The sequence below is a fragment of the Pseudomonas arabinosi genome (assembly GCF_047758675.1).
GTDB classification, from domain to species: Bacteria; Pseudomonadota; Gammaproteobacteria; order Pseudomonadales; family Pseudomonadaceae; genus Aquipseudomonas; species Aquipseudomonas arabinosi.
Genome location: NZ_CP180480.1, coordinates 4,931,686 through 4,951,379, shown reverse-complemented (window position 1 = coordinate 4,951,379; position 19,694 = coordinate 4,931,686). Strand labels below are relative to the sequence as shown.

Sequence of the window (19,694 nt, the reverse complement as noted above, 5' to 3'; positions counted from 1 at the left end):
CGTAGACAGCAAAACGCCCCGGCATCCGAAGATGGCGGGGCGTTTTGTGGTGGTTCCTGTGGCGAGGGGATTCAGCGAAACGTCGCACCGCCCCGTTGGGTCGCGAAGCGGCCCCAAAAACTCCAACCACGGTACATCAGGATTACCGCATGTAATGGTTTGACGACTGCTTCGCAGCCGAACGGGGATAAATCCCCTCGCCACAGGGTGTCAGGCCGAATGCCGCACCATGTCCACATGCGGAATCCCGGCTTCCAGGAATTCCTCACTGACCAGGCTGAAGCCCAGGCGCTCATAGAACGCTGTGGCCTGTACCTGTGCGCTCAACATCTGCTGCTTCAGCCCGCGCTTCTCGGCTTCACCGATCACCGCTTGCATCAGCGCATCGCCGACTTTCAATCCGCGCCAGTCTTTCAGCACCGACACCCGACCGACGTGGCCGTCGGGCAGCAGGCGGGAGGTGCCAATCGGAAAGTCGCCTTCGAAGGCCAGAAAATGCACCGCCGTTGCGTCATCAGCATCCCATTCCAGTTCAGGTGGAACGGATTGCTCGGCGATGAACACCGTCTCACGAATGCGCCGGATCTCGGCGTTGTCCTTTTGCCAGTCTGCGACACGAACGTGGATTTTATTCATCAGCAAACCCCAGGCTTCCCTGTTTGACCAGCTCGCACAGCAAGCCGCGGCCGTCTTCGTCGCTCAGCCAGTCACCGAGGTTGTCGGTGTGCAGGGCGTCGGCGGCGCAGATCAGCTTCAGCAGTTCGCGCAGTTTGCCCGGCAGGTAACGGCTCTGGCCGCTGGCGAACAGCAGCAGGTCGTCATCGACTTCGGACCAGGCCATGCGCGCGCTTGGGTTGCGGATCAGCACGGCGCCTTGTTCCAGGCTCGCGAGAAAGTCTTCTTCTTCGATTTCTTCCGGGCCGACTATCAGTTCCGGGTAGCGCGGCTCGGTCATGTACTGCCCGAACCAGGTCAGCAGCAGGCGCTCGTCGCTCATGTGCTCAGCCAGCAAAGCTTTCAGGCGATCAAGGGCGTCGTGCTGAATCTGGTGTGGATCGACCGCCGGCAGGGCGTCAGCATCGGTGTAGCGCTCTTCATCGGTCAGGAACTGGCTGAGGAAGTCGGTGAAGTGAGTCAGCACTTCAGAGGCGCTCGGGGCGCGGAAGCCGACCGAGTAGGTCATGCAGTCGTCAATCGCGACACCGCAATGGGCCAGGCGCGGCGGCAGGTAGAGCATGTCGCCCGGTTCCAGAACCCACTCTTCGGTGGCTTCGAAGTCGGCGAGGATGCGCAGGTCCGCGTGAGGCAGCAACTTGCTCTCGGAATCGCACATCTGGCCGATCTTCCAGTTGCGCTTGCCGTGACCTTGCAGCAGGAACACATCGTAGTTATCGAAGTGCGGGCCGACGCTGCCACCCGGAGCAGCGAAGCTGATCATCACGTCGTCGACGCGCCAGCTCGGCAGGAAGCGGAAGTTCTCCAGCAGTTCGCTGACTTCCGGCACGAACTGGTCGACTGCTTGCACCAGCAGGGTCCACTCGGTTTCCGGCAACTTGCTGAATTCGTCTTCGGCAAACGGGCCGCGACGCATTTCCCAAGGGCGCTCGCCGTGTTCGATCACCAGGCGCGATTCAACTTCTTCTTCCAGCGCCAGGCCGGCCAGTTCGTCTGGGTCGATCGGGCTTTCGAAATCAGGGATCGCCTGGCGGATCAGCAGCGGTTTTTTCTGCCAGTAGTCACGCAGGAATTCGCGTGCCGTGATGCCACCCAGAAGTTGAAGAGGAATATCAGGATTCATGTGTAACCTATTGAAAAAATGCACTTTTCAGACGGGAATAAAAACGCCCGGCGCTGCCGGGCGTCTCAAAAGGGTAAAGCGGTCGATCAGATGCGTTTGGCTTGCTCTACAGCGTTGCCGATGTAGTTCGCCGGGGTGAGCAGTTTCAGCTCGGCCTTGGCGGCGGCTGGCATGTCCAGACCGTCGATGAAAGTTTGCAGTGCTTCAGGGCTGATGCCCTTGCCACGGGTCAACTCTTTCAGTTTTTCGTACGGGTTTTCGATGTTGTAGCGACGCATCACGGTCTGGATTGGCTCAGCCAATACTTCCCAGCACGCGTCCAGGTCAGCAGCGATTTTCTGAGCGTTGAGCTCCAGTTTGCTGATGCCTTTGAGGCTGGCTTCGTACGCGATCACGCTGTGGGCGAAGCCGACACCGAGGTTGCGCAGGACGGTGGAGTCGGTCAGGTCGCGCTGCCAGCGGGAAATCGGCAGCTTGCTCGCCAGGTGCTGGAACAGTGCGTTGGCGATGCCCAGGTTGCCTTCGGAGTTCTCGAAGTCGATCGGGTTGACCTTGTGCGGCATGGTCGACGAACCGATTTCGCCAGCGATGGTGCGCTGTTTGAAATAACCCAGGGAGATATAGCCCCAGATGTCGCGGTCGAAGTCGATCAGGATGGTGTTGAAGCGGGCGATCGCGTCGAACAGCTCGGCGATGTAGTCGTGCGGTTCGATCTGCGTGGTGTACGGGTTGAAGCCCAGGCCCAGTTCGTCTTCGATGAAGGCGCGGGCGTTTTCTTCCCAATCGATTTCCGGGTAGGCAGAGATGTGTGCGTTGTAGTTGCCGACAGCGCCGTTGATCTTGCCCAGCAGCGGAACGGCAGCGATCTGGGCGATTTGACGCTCCAGACGGTAAACCACGTTCGCCAGCTCTTTGCCCAGGGTGGTCGGCGAGGCCGGTTGGCCGTGGGTGCGCGACAGCATTGGCACGTCAGCGAAACGGATGGCCAGTTCGCGGATGGCGTCGCAGGTCTGACGCATCAGCGGCAGCATCACGTCATCACGGCCTTCGCGCAGCATCAGCGCGTGGGACAGGTTGTTGATGTCCTCGCTGGTGCAGGCAAAGTGGATGAATTCGCTGACAGCAGCCAGTTCCGGCAGCTTGGCCGCTTGCTCTTTGAGCAGGTATTCGATGGCTTTGACGTCGTGATTGGTGGTGCGCTCGATCTCTTTGACACGCTCGGCGTGCTCCAGAGCGAAGTTTTCCGCCAGGGTGTTCAGTACAGCGTTGGCTTCGGCGGAGAACGCCGGCACTTCGCTGATGCCTGGGTGAGCGGCCAGGCGCTGGAGCCAGCGCACTTCAACCAGGACGCGAGCACGGATCAGGCCGTACTCGCTGAAAATTGGGCGCAGGGCCTGGGTTTTGCCGGCGTAGCGGCCGTCAACAGGGGAAACCGCAGTGAGCGAAGAAAGCTGCATGGGGTGTTCTCGGACAGTCGGGCAACGAAATGGGGCGCGTATCATACATGAAAAAATCCGCCGGTCCGTTGCCAACTGACCAGCGTCTTACGCGTTACAAGTTACAAAAGGTCTTGCGGGCGCGGTTCAGCTGCTGCGCATCAGCGGGTAAAGCTCTTTCAGCAATTTGCGACGGCTGATCACCAGCTGCCAGCGATGTCCGCCCAACTGTCGCCATAGGCGTGCCGAACGAATTCCGGCCAGCAACAGGGCGCGGATCTTCGAAGCGTTGCTCGGTTGCTGCAGGTTGCGCATGTCGCCGTGGACCTGAATTCGCTGGCGCAGGGTGCTCAGGGTGTCCTGGTACAGCGCACCGCAGGCGGCAATCACGTTTTCGTGCGCCGGACCGAAGTGCTCGACCTGGGACTGAATCTGCGGCAAGCGTTTGCCGATCTCGTCCAGCATGTCGTTGCGCTTGGCCAATTGACGCTCCAGACCGAGCATCGCCAGCGCATAGCGCAGCGGTTCGCGCTGAAGGGTACTTGGGTCGCGCTCAAGGGCGCCAATCAATGCGCGGTAACCTTCACGCAGATTGATGTCGTCGCCGCCATAGACTTCCAGGGTGTCCTTTGGGTCGCGAATCAGCAGGCTGCCGAGCATGCACGTCAGGCCGGCTTCGGTGGTCTGGCCGGTCTTGGCGATCTTGTCGACCAACACGGCGGCGAGGAACACGCCGCCCAGTGCCGTCAGTTGCTCCTGAGTCGGGCTCATTGCTGCTCGCCTTGAGGAGTGCCTTTGCTGGTCCATGGCTTCGCGACTTCGATCACGCCGCCGCCGAGGCAGATTTCACCGTCGTAGAACACCACGGACTGGCCTGGGGTGACCGCGCGTTGCGGGTCATCGAAGGTTGCTAGGTAGCCGGTGGCGGTTTTTTCCAGCGTGCATGGCTGGTCGCTTTGGCGATAGCGGACTTTGGCGGTCAAACGGCGTGGTTCGCTCAGGTCGATCGGGTTGACCCAATAGATGTCTGAAGCGAGCAGGGCGCGGGAGAACAGGTACGGGTGATCATTGCCTTGGCCGACGATCAGCTCGTTGTGCTCCAGGTCTTTGATCAGTACGTACCACGGCTCGTCACTGGCGTCTTTCAAGCCGCCGATGCCCAGGCCCTGACGCTGACCGATGGTGTGATACATCAAGCCGTGGTGACGGCCGATGACTTCACCTTCGGTGGTCTTGATCTCGCCCGGTTGGGCCGGCAGGTACTGCTTGAGGAAGTCGCTGAAGCGGCGCTCGCCGATAAAGCAGATCCCGGTGGAATCCTTTTTCTTCGCGGTGGCGAGTTCGTGTTTCTCGGCAATCGCGCGGACTTCGGGTTTTTCCAGCTCGCCGACCGGGAACAGGGTCTTGGCGATCTGTTCGCCGCCGACGGCGTGCAGGAAGTAGCTCTGGTCCTTGTTCGGGTCCAGGCCCTTGAGCAACTCGGTGCGACCATCGATGTCGCGGCGACGCACGTAGTGCCCGGTGGCGATCAGGTCAGCGCCGAGCATCATGGCGTAGTCGAGGAACGCCTTGAACTTGATCTCGCGGTTACACAGGATGTCCGGGTTCGGCGTGCGGCCGGCCTTGTATTCGGCCAGGAAGTGCTCGAACACGTTGTCCCAGTACTCGGCGGCGAAGTTGGCGGTGTGCAGCTTGATGCCAATCTTGTCGCATACGGCCTGGGCGTCCGCCAGGTCATCCATGGCGGTGCAGTATTCCGTTCCATCGTCTTCTTCCCAGTTCTTCATGAACAGGCCTTCCACCTCATAACCCTGCTCGATCAGCAGGAGAGCGGAAACGGAAGAGTCCACGCCGCCGGACATGCCGACAATGACGCGCTTCTTTTGTGTGTCAGAAGGGGCTGGATCACGCATAGGGATTCAATGAGTGTCTTGAAAAAGGACGCGATTCTAACAGGCCGAAGCCCGCAAGGCTAAAGAGAAGGGCGGATCAGTTCGAGGTCGAAGCGTTTGCCGTCCAGATAATCATCAATACAGCGGATGATCAGCTCACTGCGCCAGTTTGCGCGCTGTGCCAGCAGTTCGTCACGCGTGAGCCATTTTGCGCCGACGATGCCGTCGTCCAGCTGATAGTCGGGGTGATGTTGGATCGGTTTTGCGGTGAAGCAGACCCGCTGATACGTCACGCCGTTACTCGGGGCAGTGTAGAGGTAAATGCCCACCACGCCGGTCGGCTCGACGTCCCAGCCGGTCTCTTCGAGGGTTTCACGCACGGCGGCTTCGATCAGGGTTTCGTTCGGGTCGAGGTGGCCGGCGGGCTGGTTGAGCACCGTTCGTCCGCCCTTGGATTCTTCGACCATCAGGAAACGGCCGTTGTCTTCGACGATGGTGGCGACGGTGATGTGGGGTTTCCAGTCCATAGGGCTTCCTTGAATTTTGAATAGTGAACCACGGACCCTGTGGGAGCGGGCTTGCTCGCGAAAGCGGTGGGTCAGTCAATAAAGATGTTGAATGATAACCCGCATTCGCGAGCAAGCCCGCTCCCACACTTGTTCGGTGTTCACAGTGAAATGTGTGTCAGAAACACAAACCCCGGCACGAGGCCGGGGTTTGTGATGTTCCCTTACAACCTTAAACCAGCGCAGCGATCGCGGCGTTGAAGGTGTTGCTTGGGCGCATGGCCTTGCTGATCAGTTCGGCATTGGCGTGGTAGTAACCGCCGATGTCCACTGGCTTGCCCTGAACGGCGTTGAGCTCGGCAACGATGGTTGCTTCGTTCTCGGTCAGGGTCTTGGCCAGTTCGCCGTACTGCGCTTGCAGTGCAGTGTCTTCGGTCTGGGCAGCCAGGGCTTGAGCCCAGTACAGCGCCAGGTAGAAGTGGCTGCCGCGGTTGTCGATGTTGCCGACTTTGCGCGATGGCGACTTGTTGTTGTCCAGGAACTGGCCAGTGGCCTGATCCAGGGTCTTGGCCAGAACCAGCGCCTTAGGGTTGTTGTAGGTAACACCCAGGTGCTCAAGGGAGGCGGCCAGGGCGAGGAACTCACCCAGGGAGTCCCAGCGCAGGAAGTTCTCTTCCAGCAGCTGTTGAACGTGCTTCGGTGCCGAACCGCCAGCGCCGGTTTCGAACAGGCCGCCGCCATTCATCAGCGGAACGATCGACAGCATCTTGGCGCTGGTGCCCAGTTCCATGATCGGGAACAGGTCAGTCAGGTAGTCGCGCAGTACGTTGCCGGTCACCGAGATGGTGTCCTTGCCTTCGCGGGTACGGCCCAGGGTGAAGGCCATCGCGTCGACTGGCGACATGATGCGGATGTCCAACCCTGCGGTGTCGTGATCCTTCAGGTAGGCCTGAACTTTCTCGATCACTACACCGTCGTGGGCGCGCATCGGGTCCAGCCAGAAAATAGCCGGGGTTGCGCTTGCACGGGCACGGTTGACGGCCAGTTTGACCCAATCCTGGATTGGCGCGTCTTTGGTCTGGCACATGCGGAAGATGTCGCCGGCTTCAACCGACTGTTCCAGCAGGGTGCGGCCAGCGCCATCGGAAACCCGAACTACGCCATTGGCCTTGATCTGGAAAGTCTTGTCGTGGGAACCGTACTCTTCAGCTTTTTTCGCCATCAGGCCAACGTTTGGCACGCTGCCCATGGTGGTTGGATCGAAAGCGCCGTGCAGCTTGCAGTCTTCGATTACCGCCTGGTAGATGGTGGCGTAGCAGCGATCCGGGATCACAGCCTTGGTGTCGTGCAACTGACCGTCAGTGCCCCACATCTTGCCGGAGTCACGGATCATCGCTGGCATCGAGGCGTCGACGATGACGTCGCTCGGCACGTGCAGGTTGGTGATGCCTTTGTCGGAGTTGACCATGGCCAACGACGGACGATCAGCGTAGACCGCCTGGATGTCCGCTTCGATCTGCGCTTGCTGCTCAGCCGGCAAAGCCTTGATGCGAGCGTAGAGGTCGCCGATGCCGTTGTTCAGGTTGAAGCCGATCTGTGCCAGCACGTCCGCGTGCTTGGCCAGTGCGTCTTTGTAGAACTCGGCAACGATCTGGCCGAACATGATCGGGTCGGAGACCTTCATCATGGTGGCTTTCAAGTGAACCGACAGCAGCACGCCTTTTTGCTTGGCGTCTTCGATCTCGGCCGCAATGAAGCTACGCAGGGCGTTTTTGCTCAGTACCGCGCAATCGAGGATCTCACCGGCTTGCACGGTGGTTTTTTCTTTCAGGACGGTGGTGGTGCCGTCTTGAGCGATCAGTTCGATTTTGACGGCGTCAGCGGCGTCGATCAGGGCAGCTTTTTCGCTGCCGTAGAAATCGCCGGTGCTCATGTGCGCTACGTGGGACTTGGAGTCCGCAGCCCAGGCGCCCATTTTGTGCGGGTGCTTGCGTGCGTAGTTCTTGACCGACAACGGTGCACGACGATCGGAGTTGCCTTCGCGCAGAACCGGGTTCACGGCGCTGCCCTTGATCTTGTCGTAACGCGACTTGGCGAGCTTGTCGGCGTCGCTGGTCACGGTTTCCGGGTAGTCAGGCAGTGCGAAGCCCTGGGCTTGCAGTTCCTTGATCGCGGCTTGCAGTTGCGGAACCGAGGCGCTGATGTTCGGCAACTTGATGATGTTGGCTTCAGGCGTAACGGCCAGGTCGCCCAGTTCGGCGAGGTGGTCGGCTACGGCTTTGTCTCCCAGTTGCTCGGGGAAGCTGGCCAGGATGCGCCCTGCAAGAGAGATATCGCGGGTTTCCACGGCGATATCAGCGGAGGCGGTGAAGGCCTCTACGATAGGCAACAGTGAATAGGTGGCGAGGGCGGGAGCTTCGTCGGTGAAGGTATAGATGATCTTCGAGCGGGTGGGCATATTCGGATTAACTCTCTCTTCTTTGCTAAAGCGTGCGCAGAAAAACTCGAGGGGCGCCGGGTAAGCGCGTTCGTTCAAAGTCATCCATGAGCCGAATGTCGAGATTTCTTCGCGGTGATGTTGGGTGCATCAGTCGAGCGTCAAGCGGGTGGGCTGCGGTAACAACCCGGCTTTTTCAGGCCCAAAGCCTCGTAATAGAGAGGTCGGCCGTCGTGACTCTGTGGTCAGCGGGCGGCATTATACATAGGTAGCTGGCAATCTGCCGATGGTTCATAGGTAACGATTGTCGTCCATTGGTCTAAAGGTCGCAGGGGCGAGGGGGGCGTAGAGTCTTGCACCGTGCTTGAGTTTGGCGCTTTTCCCTTTGCTTTCAGGCTTGTACGTCGCGAACAGTGCAGCTTTGCGGCAGATGGTTGGAACATAGGGTTTGCGTGCCGATTTAACTGGGGTACGCTCGAACGAAGCCAGATGTTCAATCCAAACAATGGAGTTCAGCATGGGATACAAGAAGATTCAGGTTCCAGCAGTCGGCGACAAAATCACCGTCAACGCGGACCATTCTCTCAATGTTCCTAACAACCCGATCATCCCCTTCATCGAAGGTGATGGTATTGGCGTTGATATCAGCCCGGTCATGATCAAGGTTGTCGATGCTGCTGTTAAGAAGGCTTACGGCGGCGAGCGCAAAATTTCCTGGATGGAAGTCTACGCCGGGGAGAAAGCGACTCAGGTTTACGATCAGGACACCTGGCTACCCCAGGAAACCCTGGACGCAGTTAAAGATTACGTGGTCTCCATCAAGGGCCCTCTGACCACCCCGGTCGGCGGCGGCATCCGTTCCCTGAACGTGGCCCTGCGTCAGCAACTCGACCTTTATGTCTGCCTGCGCCCTGTGCGTTGGTTCGAAGGCGTACCTAGCCCGGTCAAGAAGCCAGGCGACGTCGACATGACGATCTTCCGTGAGAACTCGGAAGACATCTACGCCGGTATCGAGTGGAAAGCCGGTTCGCCGGAAGCGACCAAGGTCATCAAGTTCCTTAAAGATGAAATGGGCGTCACCAAGATCCGTTTCGACGAAAACTGCGGTATCGGCATCAAGCCGGTTTCGCTGCAAGGCACCAAGCGTCTGGCGCGCAAAGCGCTGCAGTATGTGGTCGACAACGACCGCGACTCGCTGACCATCGTGCACAAAGGCAACATCATGAAGTTCACCGAAGGTGCCTTCAAGGAATGGGCCTACGAAGTGGCGGCTGAAGAATTCGGCGCGACCCTGCTCGATGGCGGTCCGTGGATGCAGTTCAAAAACCCGAGAACCGGCAAGAACGTCATCGTCAAAGACGCCATCGCCGACGCCATGCTCCAGCAGATCCTGCTGCGCCCGGCCGAGTACGATGTGATCGCGACCCTGAACCTGAACGGCGACTACCTCTCCGACGCCCTGGCGGCGGAAGTGGGCGGTATCGGTATCGCACCGGGTGCCAACCTGTCTGACACCATTGCGATGTTCGAAGCGACCCACGGTACTGCTCCGAAGTACGCCGGCAAGGACCAGGTCAACCCGGGTTCCCTGATCCTGTCCGCAGAGATGATGCTGCGTCACATGGGCTGGACCGAAGCGGCTGATCTGATCATCAAGGGCACCAACGGCGCGATTTCCGCCAAGACCGTGACCTATGACTTCCACCGTCTGATGGAAGGCGCGAAGCTGCTGTCTTCGTCTGCGTTCGGTGATGCGCTGATTTCGCATATGTAAGCGAATAGGCATTAAAAAAACCGCCTTCGGGCGGTTTTTTTATGACTGGATGACGGGTTGCGTCAACTCGACGCTGTTTCCTGTTGGGTGGTAGCGGCCTGTTCGTTCTCGGTCGTAGCAGCCCCAATCTTGACTGCGTGCAGCCCTTTGGGTCCCTGGACGATCTCGAAGCTTACGAGTTGCCCGGCCTTGAGAGTTTTGTATCCGTCCATTTCAATGGCCGAATAGTGTGCAAAGAAATCAATAAGATGACCGTCTTCGTCACGGCCTTCTCTGGCATCGGTGTTAATGAAACCGAACCCCTTGGCATTGTTGAACCATTTCACCTTACCGACTGACATACCCATATCCCTCTGCAACAGACTCCATCACTGGAGTATCATCCAGTTCATCCGCAGTCATTTCCTGGAAATAAGATTGACTCCGCGGACCTTTTTTACCCACTGTGGGCTCTATTGGTTGTAACACCGTTTTCCCGATAGTCAAGGTGACCGGGCAGTCGGAGTTGAAATCGACCATAGCCGCCCCCACCACTGTATTTGCACAACTGACGAACCTTTCTTTCCATGCATGCAATCAGCCAGATTCGACTAACATTCAATCAGGATCGCCCTGATTCACACGACGACGATTCCGCAGGCATTGCTGTTCAGGAGGCAAAGCCTGCTTTACAGGCGCCGCCGATGTACAAGGTGGTTTTGTTTAATGATGACTACACACCGATGGATTTCGTCGTCGAAGTGCTCGAGGTGTTTTTTAACCTGAATCGCGAGCTGGCGACCAAGGTCATGCTGGCCGTCCACACAGAAGGACGGGCAGTATGTGGAGTGTTTACCCGCGACATCGCCGAGACTAAGGCCATGCAGGTCAACCAGTACGCCAGGGAAAGCCAGCATCCGCTACTCTGTGAAATCGAGAAGGACGGTTAATCGCCGACCACTTGGGTATGAGGTGAAGCTATGTTAAACCGCGAGCTCGAAGTCACCCTCAATCTTGCCTTCAAGGAGGCCCGTTCGAAGCGTCATGAATTCATGACCGTCGAGCACCTCCTGCTGGCCCTATTGGACAATGAGGCTGCCGCCACCGTTTTGCGTGCCTGCGGCGCAAACCTCGACAAACTCAAGCACGATCTGCAGGAGTTCATCGACTCCACCACGCCATTGATCCCCGTTCATGACGAGGATCGTGAGACCCAGCCAACCCTGGGCTTCCAGCGTGTTCTGCAACGTGCTGTCTTTCACGTACAGAGCTCGGGCAAACGCGAAGTGACTGGCGCCAACGTACTGGTCGCGATCTTCAGTGAGCAAGAGAGTCAGGCAGTGTTCCTGCTGAAACAGCAGAGCGTTGCGCGCATCGATGTCGTCAACTACATCGCACACGGCATTTCCAAAGTGCCGGGGCATGGCGATCACTCTGAAGGTGAGCAAGATATGCAGGACGACGAGGGCGGTGAGTCTTCTTCTTCAGGCAATCCTCTGGATGCTTATGCCAGCAACCTCAACGAACTCGCGCGCCAGGGTCGAATCGATCCATTGGTAGGCCGTGAGCTGGAAGTCGAGCGCGTTGCGCAGATCCTGGCGCGTCGTCGCAAAAACAATCCGTTGCTGGTGGGCGAGGCAGGCGTGGGTAAAACCGCGATTGCCGAAGGCCTGGCCAAACGCATTGTCGACAACCAGGTGCCGGACCTGCTGGCCAACGCCGTGGTTTATTCCCTCGATCTGGGGGCCTTGCTGGCCGGGACCAAATACCGCGGCGATTTCGAGAAGCGCTTCAAGGCGTTGCTCAATGAGCTGAAAAAACGTCCGCAGGCGATCCTGTTCATCGACGAAATCCACACCATCATTGGTGCGGGTGCCGCGTCCGGTGGGGTCATGGATGCCTCGAACCTGCTCAAGCCGCTGCTGTCGTCGGGTGATATCCGTTGCATCGGTTCGACCACGTTCCAGGAATTCCGCGGGATCTTCGAGAAGGATCGTGCGTTGGCCCGGCGCTTCCAGAAGGTCGACGTGTCGGAACCTTCGGTGGAAGACACCATTGGCATCCTGCGCGGCCTGAAAGGTCGTTTCGAAGCGCATCACAACATCGAATACAGCGATGAAGCGTTGCGTGCGGCGGCCGAACTGGCTTCGCGCTATATCAATGACCGGCACATGCCGGACAAAGCCATCGACGTCATCGACGAGGCGGGCGCCTATCAGCGTCTGCAGCCAATCGAGAAGCGCGTGAAACGCATCGAAGTGCCTCAGGTCGAGGACATTGTCGCGAAAATCGCGCGGATTCCGCCTAAGCACGTTACCAGCTCCGACAAAGAGCTGCTGCGTAACCTTGAGCGTGACCTGAAGCTGACAGTATTTGGCCAGGATGCCGCAATCGACTCACTGTCGACCGCGATCAAACTGTCCCGTGCCGGCCTCAAGTCGCCTGACAAGCCAGTCGGTTCGTTCCTGTTCGCAGGGCCTACCGGTGTCGGTAAAACCGAAGCGGCGCGTCAGCTGGCCAAGGCGTTGGGCATCGAGCTGGTTCGCTTCGACATGTCCGAGTACATGGAGCGCCACACCGTATCGCGTCTGATCGGTGCGCCTCCAGGCTATGTCGGGTTCGATCAGGGCGGTCTGCTGACCGAAGCCATTACCAAGCAGCCTCACTGCGTGCTGTTGCTCGATGAGATCGAGAAGGCGCATCCGGAAGTCTTCAACCTGCTGCTGCAGGTCATGGACCACGGTACGCTGACCGATAACAACGGGCGCAAGGCGGACTTCCGTAACGTGATCGTCATCATGACGACCAACGCCGGTGCCGAAACGGCAGCTCGTGCTTCGATCGGTTTCACCCATCAGGACCACTCGTCCGATGCGATGGAAGTGATCAAGAAGAGCTTTACGCCAGAGTTCCGCAACCGTCTGGACACCATTATCCAGTTTGGTCGCCTCAGCCATGAGGTCATCAAAAGCGTGGTGGACAAGTTCCTTACCGAGCTTCAGGCGCAGCTGGAAGACAAGCGTGTGCAGCTGGAAGTGACGGACGCGGCGCGCAGCTGGCTGGCAGCGGGTGGCTACGATTCGGCAATGGGTGCTCGACCAATGGCGCGTTTGATTCAGGACAAGATCAAGCGTCCGCTGGCGGAAGAGATTCTCTTTGGCGAACTGGCCGACCATGGTGGTGTGGTTCACATCGATCTCAAGGACGGCGAGCTGACCTTCGACTTCGAGACCACGGCTGAAATGGCCTGACGTAAACCGCTACAAAGCAAAAGGCGCCGAAAGGCGCCTTTTTGCTGTCTGCCAGATCTACACCGATCTCCTGTGGGAGCGAGCTTGCTCGCGATGACGGCGGCACACTCGGCATTGATGCAAGCTGATCCATTGCTATCGCGAGCAAGCTCGCTCCCACATTGTCCGTGTGCGGCATAAAATCCCACGCACACAAAAACGCCCGGCATAAACCGGGCGTTTTGTATTGACTTAATTAGCGAGCGCGGTAAGTGATGCGCCCTTTGCTCAAGTCATAGGGCGTCAGCTCGACGCGCACTTTGTCACCGGTAAGAATACGAATGTAGTTCTTGCGCATCTTGCCGGAGATATGCGCGGTTACGACGTGCCCATTTTCCAACTCCACACGAAACATGGTGTTGGGCAGGGTGTCGACGACAGTGCCTTCCATTTCGAAGCTGTCTTCTTTCGACATGCAGTAAAGCCCTCGGTGTCCAATGAATGGCCCGGTGCAACTGCGCCAGGCAAAAGCGGCGTGCATTGTGCCCGAAAAATGGGGTTTAAGCCAAGGGGTTTACGGCTTGCTCTAGTTCAGGATGACCCAGCGCTGATTAATCAGCAGTTCGATAGGGCGATATTGAGTCTTGTAACTCATCTTTTTGCAGTTTTTGATCCAATAGCCCAGATAGACGGCCTCCAGCCCCAGACGCTGAGCCTCGGCGATTTGCCAGAGGATCGCATAACGCCCCAGGCTGCGGCGTTCCTCAGCGGGCTCGTAGAAGGTGTAGACCGCCGACAGACCGTTCGGCAGCAAGTCGGTGACGGCCACAGCCACCAGTCGTCCTTCGAGGCGGAATTCGTAGAATCGGGAAAACGGCAGGTCACGTACCAGGAACGTCGCAAACTGATCGCGACTCGGCGGGTACATATCGCCATCGGCGTGACGCTGTTCGATATACCGCTGATAAAGATCGAAATACTCTTCGCTGAATTGCGGCCTGCCAGGGCGCACCTGCAGGTCGACGTTGCGTTTGAAGATGCGTTTCTGCTGGCGGTTGGGCGAAAATTGCGCCACAGGGATTCGAGCCGGTACACACGCATTGCAATTCTGGCAATGAGGCCGGTAAAGATGATCGCCGCTACGACGGAAACCCATTTCAGACAGGTCTGCATAGACATGCACATCCATGGGCTGACTAGGGTCGAGGAACAAGGTCGTGGCCTGCTCCTCGGGCAGATAACTGCAAGAGTGGGGCTGAGTGGCATAAAACTTCAAACGCGCCAACTCGGTCATGATCAACCCTCGGGAATAAGCTTTGAATTAAGTGTAAGCCACGCGCGCAAAAGTCGCTCAGCAAACCCAGGTTGCGCGGCTGGGTTGATCCAGATGCTGCGCAAGGTAGTCGGCAAACTCGCGGCGAGGAATCGCTCGGGCGCCGAGGCTGTGCAGATGGTCGGTAGGCATCTGGCAGTCGATCAGCACAAAGCCTGACTCTTTCAGATGTCGGACCAGTGTGGCAAAACCATATTTAGAGGCGTTGTCGGCGCGGCTGAACATGGATTCGCCGAAAAACAGCTGACCCATCGCCAGGCCATAGAGCCCGCCGACCAGTTCGCCCTGGTCCCAGACTTCCACCGAATGGGCGTAGCCGCGCCTATGCAGCTCGAGGTAGGCGTTCTGCATGGCTTCTGTGATCCAGGTGCCGTCGGCGTAATCCCGAGGCGCGGCGCAAGCGCGGATGACTGCGGCAAAATCCTGATCAAAGGTCACTTGATAGCGTTGCTGGCGCAGCAGTTTGTTCAGGCTGCGCGAGATATGCAGTTCGTCGGGAAACAGTACGGTGCGTGGATCCGGCGACCACCAGAGAATCGGCTGGCCTTCCGAGAACCACGGAAAACAGCCGTGGCGATAGGCCTGAATCAGACGATCGGCGGACAGATCCCCGCCCGCGGCCAACAGCCCGTTGGGATCGCGCATGGCTTTTTCCAGGGGCGGGAAGGTCAGGGTATTGCGTTGTAACCAAGTCAGCATGGCATCCGGGCTTGCAGAAGGGGAGGGCAGTGGTGGGCGGGTGGGCCCACCGTGAAGTGTGCCGTCAAACGACTGGAATGTCGTCGAGATACTTCTCGGCGTCCAGCGCGGCCATGCAGCCGGCCCCGGCAGAAGTCACAGCCTGACGGTAAACATGATCGGCCACGTCACCGGCGGCAAACACGCCCGGGATTTCGGTGCTGGTAGCATCGCCTTCGCTGCCGCCCTTGACCAGCAGATAGCCGTCACGCATTTTCAGCTGACCCTCGAACAGGTCGGTGTTGGGTTTGTGCCCAATGGCAATGAACACGCCGGTCAGCGGCAATTCACTGGTTTCGTCAGTGTGACTGTCCCGCAGGCGGGCGCCGGTCACACCGCTGGCATCACCCAGCACTTCATCCAGATTCTGGTTCCAGTGCAGGCGGATATTACCTTTGGCGGCTTTTTCGAAGAGTTTGTCCTGAAGAATCTTCTCCGAGCGTAACTTGTCGCGCCGGTGAATCAGGTGAACTTCCTTGGCGATGTTCGACAGGTACAGCGCTTCTTCAACCGCGGTGTTGCCGCCACCCACGACCGCGACCACCTGATTGCGGTAGAAGAAACCGTCGCACGTCGCGCAGGCAGACACCCCTTTGCCGGCAAATGTCTCTTCCGATGGCAGGCCCAGGTATTGCGCCGAGGCGCCGGTGGCGATAATCAACGCATCACAGGTGTAAGTGCCGCTGTCGCCGATGAGTTCGAACGGGCGCTGTTGCAACTTGGCCGTGTGGATGTGGTCGTAAACGATCTCTGTATGAAAGCGCTCGGCGTGTTTTTGCATGCGTTCCATCAGCACCGGGCCGGTGAGGCCTTCGACATCACCGGGCCAGTTGTCGACTTCGACGGTGGTGGTGAGCTGGCCACCTGCCTGTATGCCGGTAATGACAACGGGATTGAGGTTGGCGCGGGCGGCATAAACGGCTGCGCTGTAACCGGCGGGGCCGGAACCCAGAATGATCAGGCGGGAATGCTTCGCTTCGCTCATAAAAACACCTCATAAGCCTTTGTCACAAAAGAGAATGCATGCTCAAATTGAACCGCGTGTTATGTGCTGTTGGCTATGCTACACCTTGGGTTTCAAGCATGGCATCGGACGAACAAACCCGTACAATGCCTGCCTGTAACAGCGTTTGTAATAAAATAAGCGCCGTGCGCCGTGTTTATAAAAACCGGAGCGTAGTGTTAAAAGTAGTCTCAGTTACGCCTGTTAACTTTTTTACCTGCCTGGATTGGGCAGTTTTTTATAGTCAATCAACAGATGGACGCGCCACAGGCGCAGGAAAAGAAGCGTTTTGAAGAAATCCACCGCAGCACCAAAAACAGTCGTTCCGCTCTGGCGCCAGCAATTGCACTACCGGCTCAAGGAAGGTGCATTGATCGCCATCGGCGGCTTGTGCCTGTTCCTGATGATGGCCTTGTTGACCTACGGCAAGGACGATCCGGGCTGGAGCCATAACAGCAAGATCGACGATGTGCAGAACTTCGGCGGACCGGTAGGCTCCTACAGCGCCGATATCCTGTTCATGGTGTTGGGTTACTTCGCCTACATCTTCCCGCTGTTGCTGGCGATCAAGGCTTATCAAATCTTCCGTCAACGCCACGAACAGTGGGAGTGGAGCGGCTGGCTGTTCTCCTGGCGCCTGATCGGCCTGGTGTTCCTGGTGCTGTCGGGCGCGGCGCTGGCCCATATTCATTTTCACGCCGCGACCGGTCTGCCGGCCGGCGCTGGCGGCGCTTTAGGCGAAAGCCTCGGTGATCTGGCCAGGAATGCCCTGAACATCCAGGGCAGTACGCTGGTGTTCATCGCGTTGTTCCTGTTCGGCCTGACGGTGTTCACCGATCTGTCGTGGTTCAAAGTGATGGACCTCACCGGCAAGATCACCCTCGACCTGTTCGAATTGTTCCAGGGCGCGGCCAACCGCTGGTGGGCCGCCCGCAGTGAACGCAAGCAACTGGTCGCCCAATTGCGTGAAGTCGACGACCGCGTTCATCACGTGGTGGCGCCGACCGTCACCGACAAACGCGAGCAGGCCAAGGTCAAGGAACGCCTGATCGAACGTGAGCAGGCCCTGAGCAAACACATGTCGGACCGCGAGAAGCAGGTGCCGCCGGTGATTGCCCCAGCACCGCCCAAGCCATCGGCGCCCAGCAAGCGCGTGGAAAAAGAGAAACAGGCGCCGTTGTTCGTTGACAGCGCCGTCGAAGGCACCTTGCCGCCGATCTCGATTCTCGACCCGGCAGAAAAGAAACAACTCAATTACTCGCCTGAATCCCTGGCGGCCGTCGGCCACTTGCTGGAAATCAAGCTCAAGGAGTTCGGTGTCGAAGTCTCGGTGGATTCGATTCACCCGGGCCCGGTGATTACCCGTTACGAAATCCAGCCGGCGGCCGGCGTCAAGGTCAGCCGTATCTCCAACCTGGCGAAAGACCTTGCACGTTCCCTGGCCGTGACCAGCGTGCGTGTGGTGGAAGTGATTCCGGGCAAGACCACTGTCGGTATCGAAATTCCTAACGAAGACCGCCAGATCGTGCGCTTCTCCGAAGTGCTGTCGACCCCTGAGTACGATAACTTCAAGTCGCCGGTCACTTTGGCCCTGGGCCACGACATTGGCGGCAAGCCGGTCATCACCGACCTCGCGAAAATGCCTCACTTGCTGGTAGCCGGTACGACCGGTTCCGGTAAATCGGTGGGTGTGAACGCGATGATCCTGTCGATCCTGTTCAAGTCCGGCCCGGAAGACGCCAAGCTGATCATGATCGACCCGAAAATGCTTGAGCTGTCGATCTACGAAGGCATTCCACACCTTTTGTGCCCGGTCGTGACCGACATGAAGGACGCCGCCAACGCCCTGCGCTGGAGCGTGGCGGAGATGGAACGTCGTTACAAACTGATGGCAAAAATGGGCGTGCGAAACCTGTCGGGCTTCAATGCCAAGGTCAAGGAAGCCCAGGACGCCGGCACGCCGTTGACCGATCCGTTGTACAAGCGCGAAAGCATTCACGACGAAGCGCCGCTGCTGACCAAGCTGCCGACGATTGTCGTGGTGGTGGACGAGTTCGCCGACATGATGATGATCGTCGGCAAGAAGGTTGAAGAACTGATCGCCCGTATCGCCCAGAAGGCCCGTGCTGCAGGTATCCACTTGATCCTCGCGACCCAGCGTCCTTCGGTTGACGTGATCACCGGTCTGATCAAGGCGAACATTCCTACCCGTATGGCGTTCCAGGTGTCGAGCAAGATCGACTCCCGGACCATCATCGATCAGGGCGGCGCCGAACAGCTGTTGGGCCACGGTGACATGCTCTACATGCCGCCGGGCACCAGTCTGCCGATTCGTGTCCACGGCGCCTTTGTGTCCGATGACGAAGTTCACCGGGTGGTCGAAGCCTGGAAACTGCGCGGCGCGCCGGAATACAACGATGAGATTCTCGCCGGTGTCGAAGAGCCGGGTAGTGGCTTTGAAGGTGGCAGCGGTGGCGACGAAGACAGTGAATCCGATGCACTCTACGACGAAGCGGTGCAGTTCGTACTGGAAAGCCGTCGTGCGTCCATCTCTGCGGTTCAGCGCAAGCTGAAAATCGGCTACAACCGCGCCGCGCGCATGATCGAGGCCATGGAAATGGCCGGGGTCGTGACGTCCATGAACACCAACGGTTCGCGTGAAGTCCTGGCTCCGGGCCCGGTACGCGACTGAATTGATTGAAACGCGGTGGCGTAATGACGCGCCATCGCACCCCCACGAATGTTATGAGGACTCCCATGCGTCTTATCCGCATGCTGTTGCTGCCGGTTTTGGCTTTGACCACGCTCTCGGCCCACGCCGATGACAAGGACGTGGCGCGTCTGACCCAATTGCTGGAAAAATCCCAGACCCTGACCGCACGTTTCTCCCAGCTGACCCTCGACGGTAGCGGCACCCAGTTACAGGAAACCGCCGGTGAAATGTCCTTGCAGCGTCCTGGCTTGTTTTACTGGCACACCAATGCCCCGGCGGAACAAACGATGGTCTCCGACGGCAAGAAGGTGACGTTGTGGGATCCGGATCTGGAGCAGGCCACCATCAAGAACCTCGATCAGCGCCTGACCCAGACCCCGGCGTTGCTGCTGTCCGGTGATGTGTCCAAGATCAGCCAGAGCTTCGACATCAGCGCCAAGGAAGCCGGTGGCGTGATCGACTTCACCTTGAAGCCGAAAACCAAGGACACCCTGTTCGACAGCCTGCGTCTGTCGTTCCGCAATGGCCTGGTCAATGACATGCAGATGATCGACAGCGTCGGTCAGCGCACCAACATCCTGTTCACCGGCGTGAAGGCCAACGAGCCGATCCCGGCGTCCAAGTTCAAGTTCGACATCCCCAAGGGTGCCGATGTGATCCAGGAATAAGAGCAGACGCAAAACCTGTGGGAGCGAGCTTTTGTGGCGAGGGGATTTATCGAAACGTCGCACCGCCCCGTTCGGCTGCGAAGCAGTCGTAAAACCTGAGAACTCGGTCTAACCGATGAATCGAATGGGGCCGCTTCGCGGCCCAACGGGGATAAATCCCCTCGCCACAGGTTTCCAGCAGGCTTAA

The 19,694-nt window shown here is 58.5% G+C and carries 18 protein-coding genes; 6 read left to right on the top strand and 12 right to left on the bottom strand.

Features of this window, described 5'->3' with window-relative positions:
• Positions 1 to 210: 210 nt before the first annotated feature.
• From ACMXYJ_RS23115 to ACMXYJ_RS23085, 7 genes are all read right to left on the bottom strand, one after another.
• Complete coding sequence (locus ACMXYJ_RS23115; protein WP_415757077.1) at positions 211 to 636, bottom strand: GNAT family N-acetyltransferase; 426 nt, start codon at positions 634 to 636, stop codon at positions 211 to 213.
• The gene (locus ACMXYJ_RS23110) at positions 629 to 1,798 is read right to left on the bottom strand and encodes a JmjC domain-containing protein (RefSeq protein WP_415757076.1); all 1,170 of its coding nucleotides are present in this window, start codon (positions 1,796 to 1,798) and stop codon (positions 629 to 631) included. Before ACMXYJ_RS23110 ends, ACMXYJ_RS23115 begins: the two co-directional genes overlap by 8 nt.
• An 86-nt stretch (positions 1,799 to 1,884) precedes the next feature.
• Positions 1,885 to 3,255 carry an adenylosuccinate lyase gene (purB, locus tag ACMXYJ_RS23105; protein WP_415757075.1) on the bottom strand — a complete coding sequence of 457 codons (1,371 nt, stop codon included), beginning with the start codon at positions 3,253 to 3,255 and terminating at the stop codon, positions 1,885 to 1,887.
• 126 nt (positions 3,256 to 3,381) lie between these two features.
• Entirely contained in the window at positions 3,382 to 4,005 is a 624-nt protein-coding gene (hflD, locus tag ACMXYJ_RS23100) for a high frequency lysogenization protein HflD (RefSeq protein ID WP_347805483.1), read from the bottom strand.
• Entirely contained in the window at positions 4,002 to 5,147 is a 1,146-nt protein-coding gene (mnmA, locus tag ACMXYJ_RS23095) for a tRNA 2-thiouridine(34) synthase MnmA (protein ID WP_415757074.1), read from the bottom strand. Before mnmA ends, hflD begins: the two co-directional genes overlap by 4 nt.
• A gap of 59 nt (positions 5,148 to 5,206) precedes the next feature.
• Complete coding sequence (locus tag ACMXYJ_RS23090; protein ID WP_415757073.1) at positions 5,207 to 5,653, bottom strand: NUDIX hydrolase; 447 nt, start codon at positions 5,651 to 5,653, stop codon at positions 5,207 to 5,209.
• Positions 5,654 to 5,864: 211 nt separating this feature from the next.
• The gene (locus tag ACMXYJ_RS23085) at positions 5,865 to 8,090 is read right to left on the bottom strand and encodes an NADP-dependent isocitrate dehydrogenase (RefSeq protein ID WP_415757072.1); all 2,226 of its coding nucleotides are present in this window, start codon (positions 8,088 to 8,090) and stop codon (positions 5,865 to 5,867) included.
• Between the two features lie 496 nt (positions 8,091 to 8,586).
• Between ACMXYJ_RS23085 and icd the strand changes: the two genes are divergently transcribed.
• Positions 8,587 to 9,843, top strand: a complete 1,257-nt coding sequence (gene icd, locus ACMXYJ_RS23080) for an NADP-dependent isocitrate dehydrogenase (protein ID WP_415757071.1) — start codon at positions 8,587 to 8,589, stop codon at positions 9,841 to 9,843.
• A gap of 62 nt (positions 9,844 to 9,905) precedes the next feature.
• Here icd and ACMXYJ_RS23075 read toward each other — a convergent pair whose 3' ends face one another.
• Complete coding sequence (locus ACMXYJ_RS23075; protein ID WP_415757070.1) at positions 9,906 to 10,184, bottom strand: cold shock domain-containing protein; 279 nt, start codon at positions 10,182 to 10,184, stop codon at positions 9,906 to 9,908.
• Between the two features lie 225 nt (positions 10,185 to 10,409).
• On the opposite strand from ACMXYJ_RS23075, the gene clpS reads away from it, so the two are divergent.
• Positions 10,410 to 10,772 (top strand): ATP-dependent Clp protease adapter ClpS, encoded by a 363-nt coding sequence (gene clpS / locus ACMXYJ_RS23070; RefSeq protein ID WP_046032480.1) that lies wholly within the window; start codon positions 10,410 to 10,412, stop codon positions 10,770 to 10,772.
• 30 nt (positions 10,773 to 10,802) lie between these two features.
• Positions 10,803 to 13,073: an ATP-dependent Clp protease ATP-binding subunit ClpA gene (clpA, locus tag ACMXYJ_RS23065; RefSeq protein WP_415757069.1), complete on the top strand. Its 2,271-nt coding sequence runs from the start codon at positions 10,803 to 10,805 to the stop codon at positions 13,071 to 13,073.
• Positions 13,074 to 13,308: 235 nt separating this feature from the next.
• Here clpA and infA read toward each other — a convergent pair whose 3' ends face one another.
• From infA to trxB, 4 genes are all read right to left on the bottom strand, one after another.
• Positions 13,309 to 13,527 carry a translation initiation factor IF-1 gene (infA, locus tag ACMXYJ_RS23060; protein ID WP_002553999.1) on the bottom strand — a complete coding sequence of 73 codons (219 nt, stop codon included), beginning with the start codon at positions 13,525 to 13,527 and terminating at the stop codon, positions 13,309 to 13,311.
• Positions 13,528 to 13,638: 111 nt separating this feature from the next.
• Positions 13,639 to 14,346, bottom strand: a complete 708-nt coding sequence (locus ACMXYJ_RS23055; protein ID WP_129436902.1) for an arginyltransferase — start codon at positions 14,344 to 14,346, stop codon at positions 13,639 to 13,641.
• A gap of 57 nt (positions 14,347 to 14,403) precedes the next feature.
• Entirely contained in the window at positions 14,404 to 15,084 is a 681-nt protein-coding gene (gene aat / locus ACMXYJ_RS23050; protein WP_415757068.1) for a leucyl/phenylalanyl-tRNA--protein transferase, read from the bottom strand.
• A gap of 64 nt (positions 15,085 to 15,148) precedes the next feature.
• Positions 15,149 to 16,108 (bottom strand): thioredoxin-disulfide reductase, encoded by a 960-nt coding sequence (gene trxB, locus ACMXYJ_RS23045; protein WP_095129002.1) that lies wholly within the window; start codon positions 16,106 to 16,108, stop codon positions 15,149 to 15,151.
• A gap of 38 nt (positions 16,109 to 16,146) precedes the next feature.
• On the opposite strand from trxB, the gene ACMXYJ_RS23040 reads away from it, so the two are divergent.
• From ACMXYJ_RS23040 to lolA, 3 genes are all read left to right on the top strand, one after another.
• On the top strand, positions 16,147 to 16,419 hold the full coding sequence (locus ACMXYJ_RS23040; RefSeq protein WP_415757067.1) for a hypothetical protein: 273 nt from the start codon (positions 16,147 to 16,149) through the stop codon (positions 16,417 to 16,419).
• Positions 16,416 to 18,818 (top strand): DNA translocase FtsK, encoded by a 2,403-nt coding sequence (locus ACMXYJ_RS23035; protein ID WP_415757066.1) that lies wholly within the window; start codon positions 16,416 to 16,418, stop codon positions 18,816 to 18,818. Before ACMXYJ_RS23040 ends, ACMXYJ_RS23035 begins: the two co-directional genes overlap by 4 nt.
• Positions 18,819 to 18,883: 65 nt before the next feature.
• A complete protein-coding gene (gene lolA / locus ACMXYJ_RS23030; protein ID WP_008154853.1) occupies positions 18,884 to 19,507 on the top strand; it encodes an outer membrane lipoprotein chaperone LolA in 624 nt (207 codons plus the stop codon).
• Positions 19,508 to 19,694: the final 187 nt, after the last annotated feature.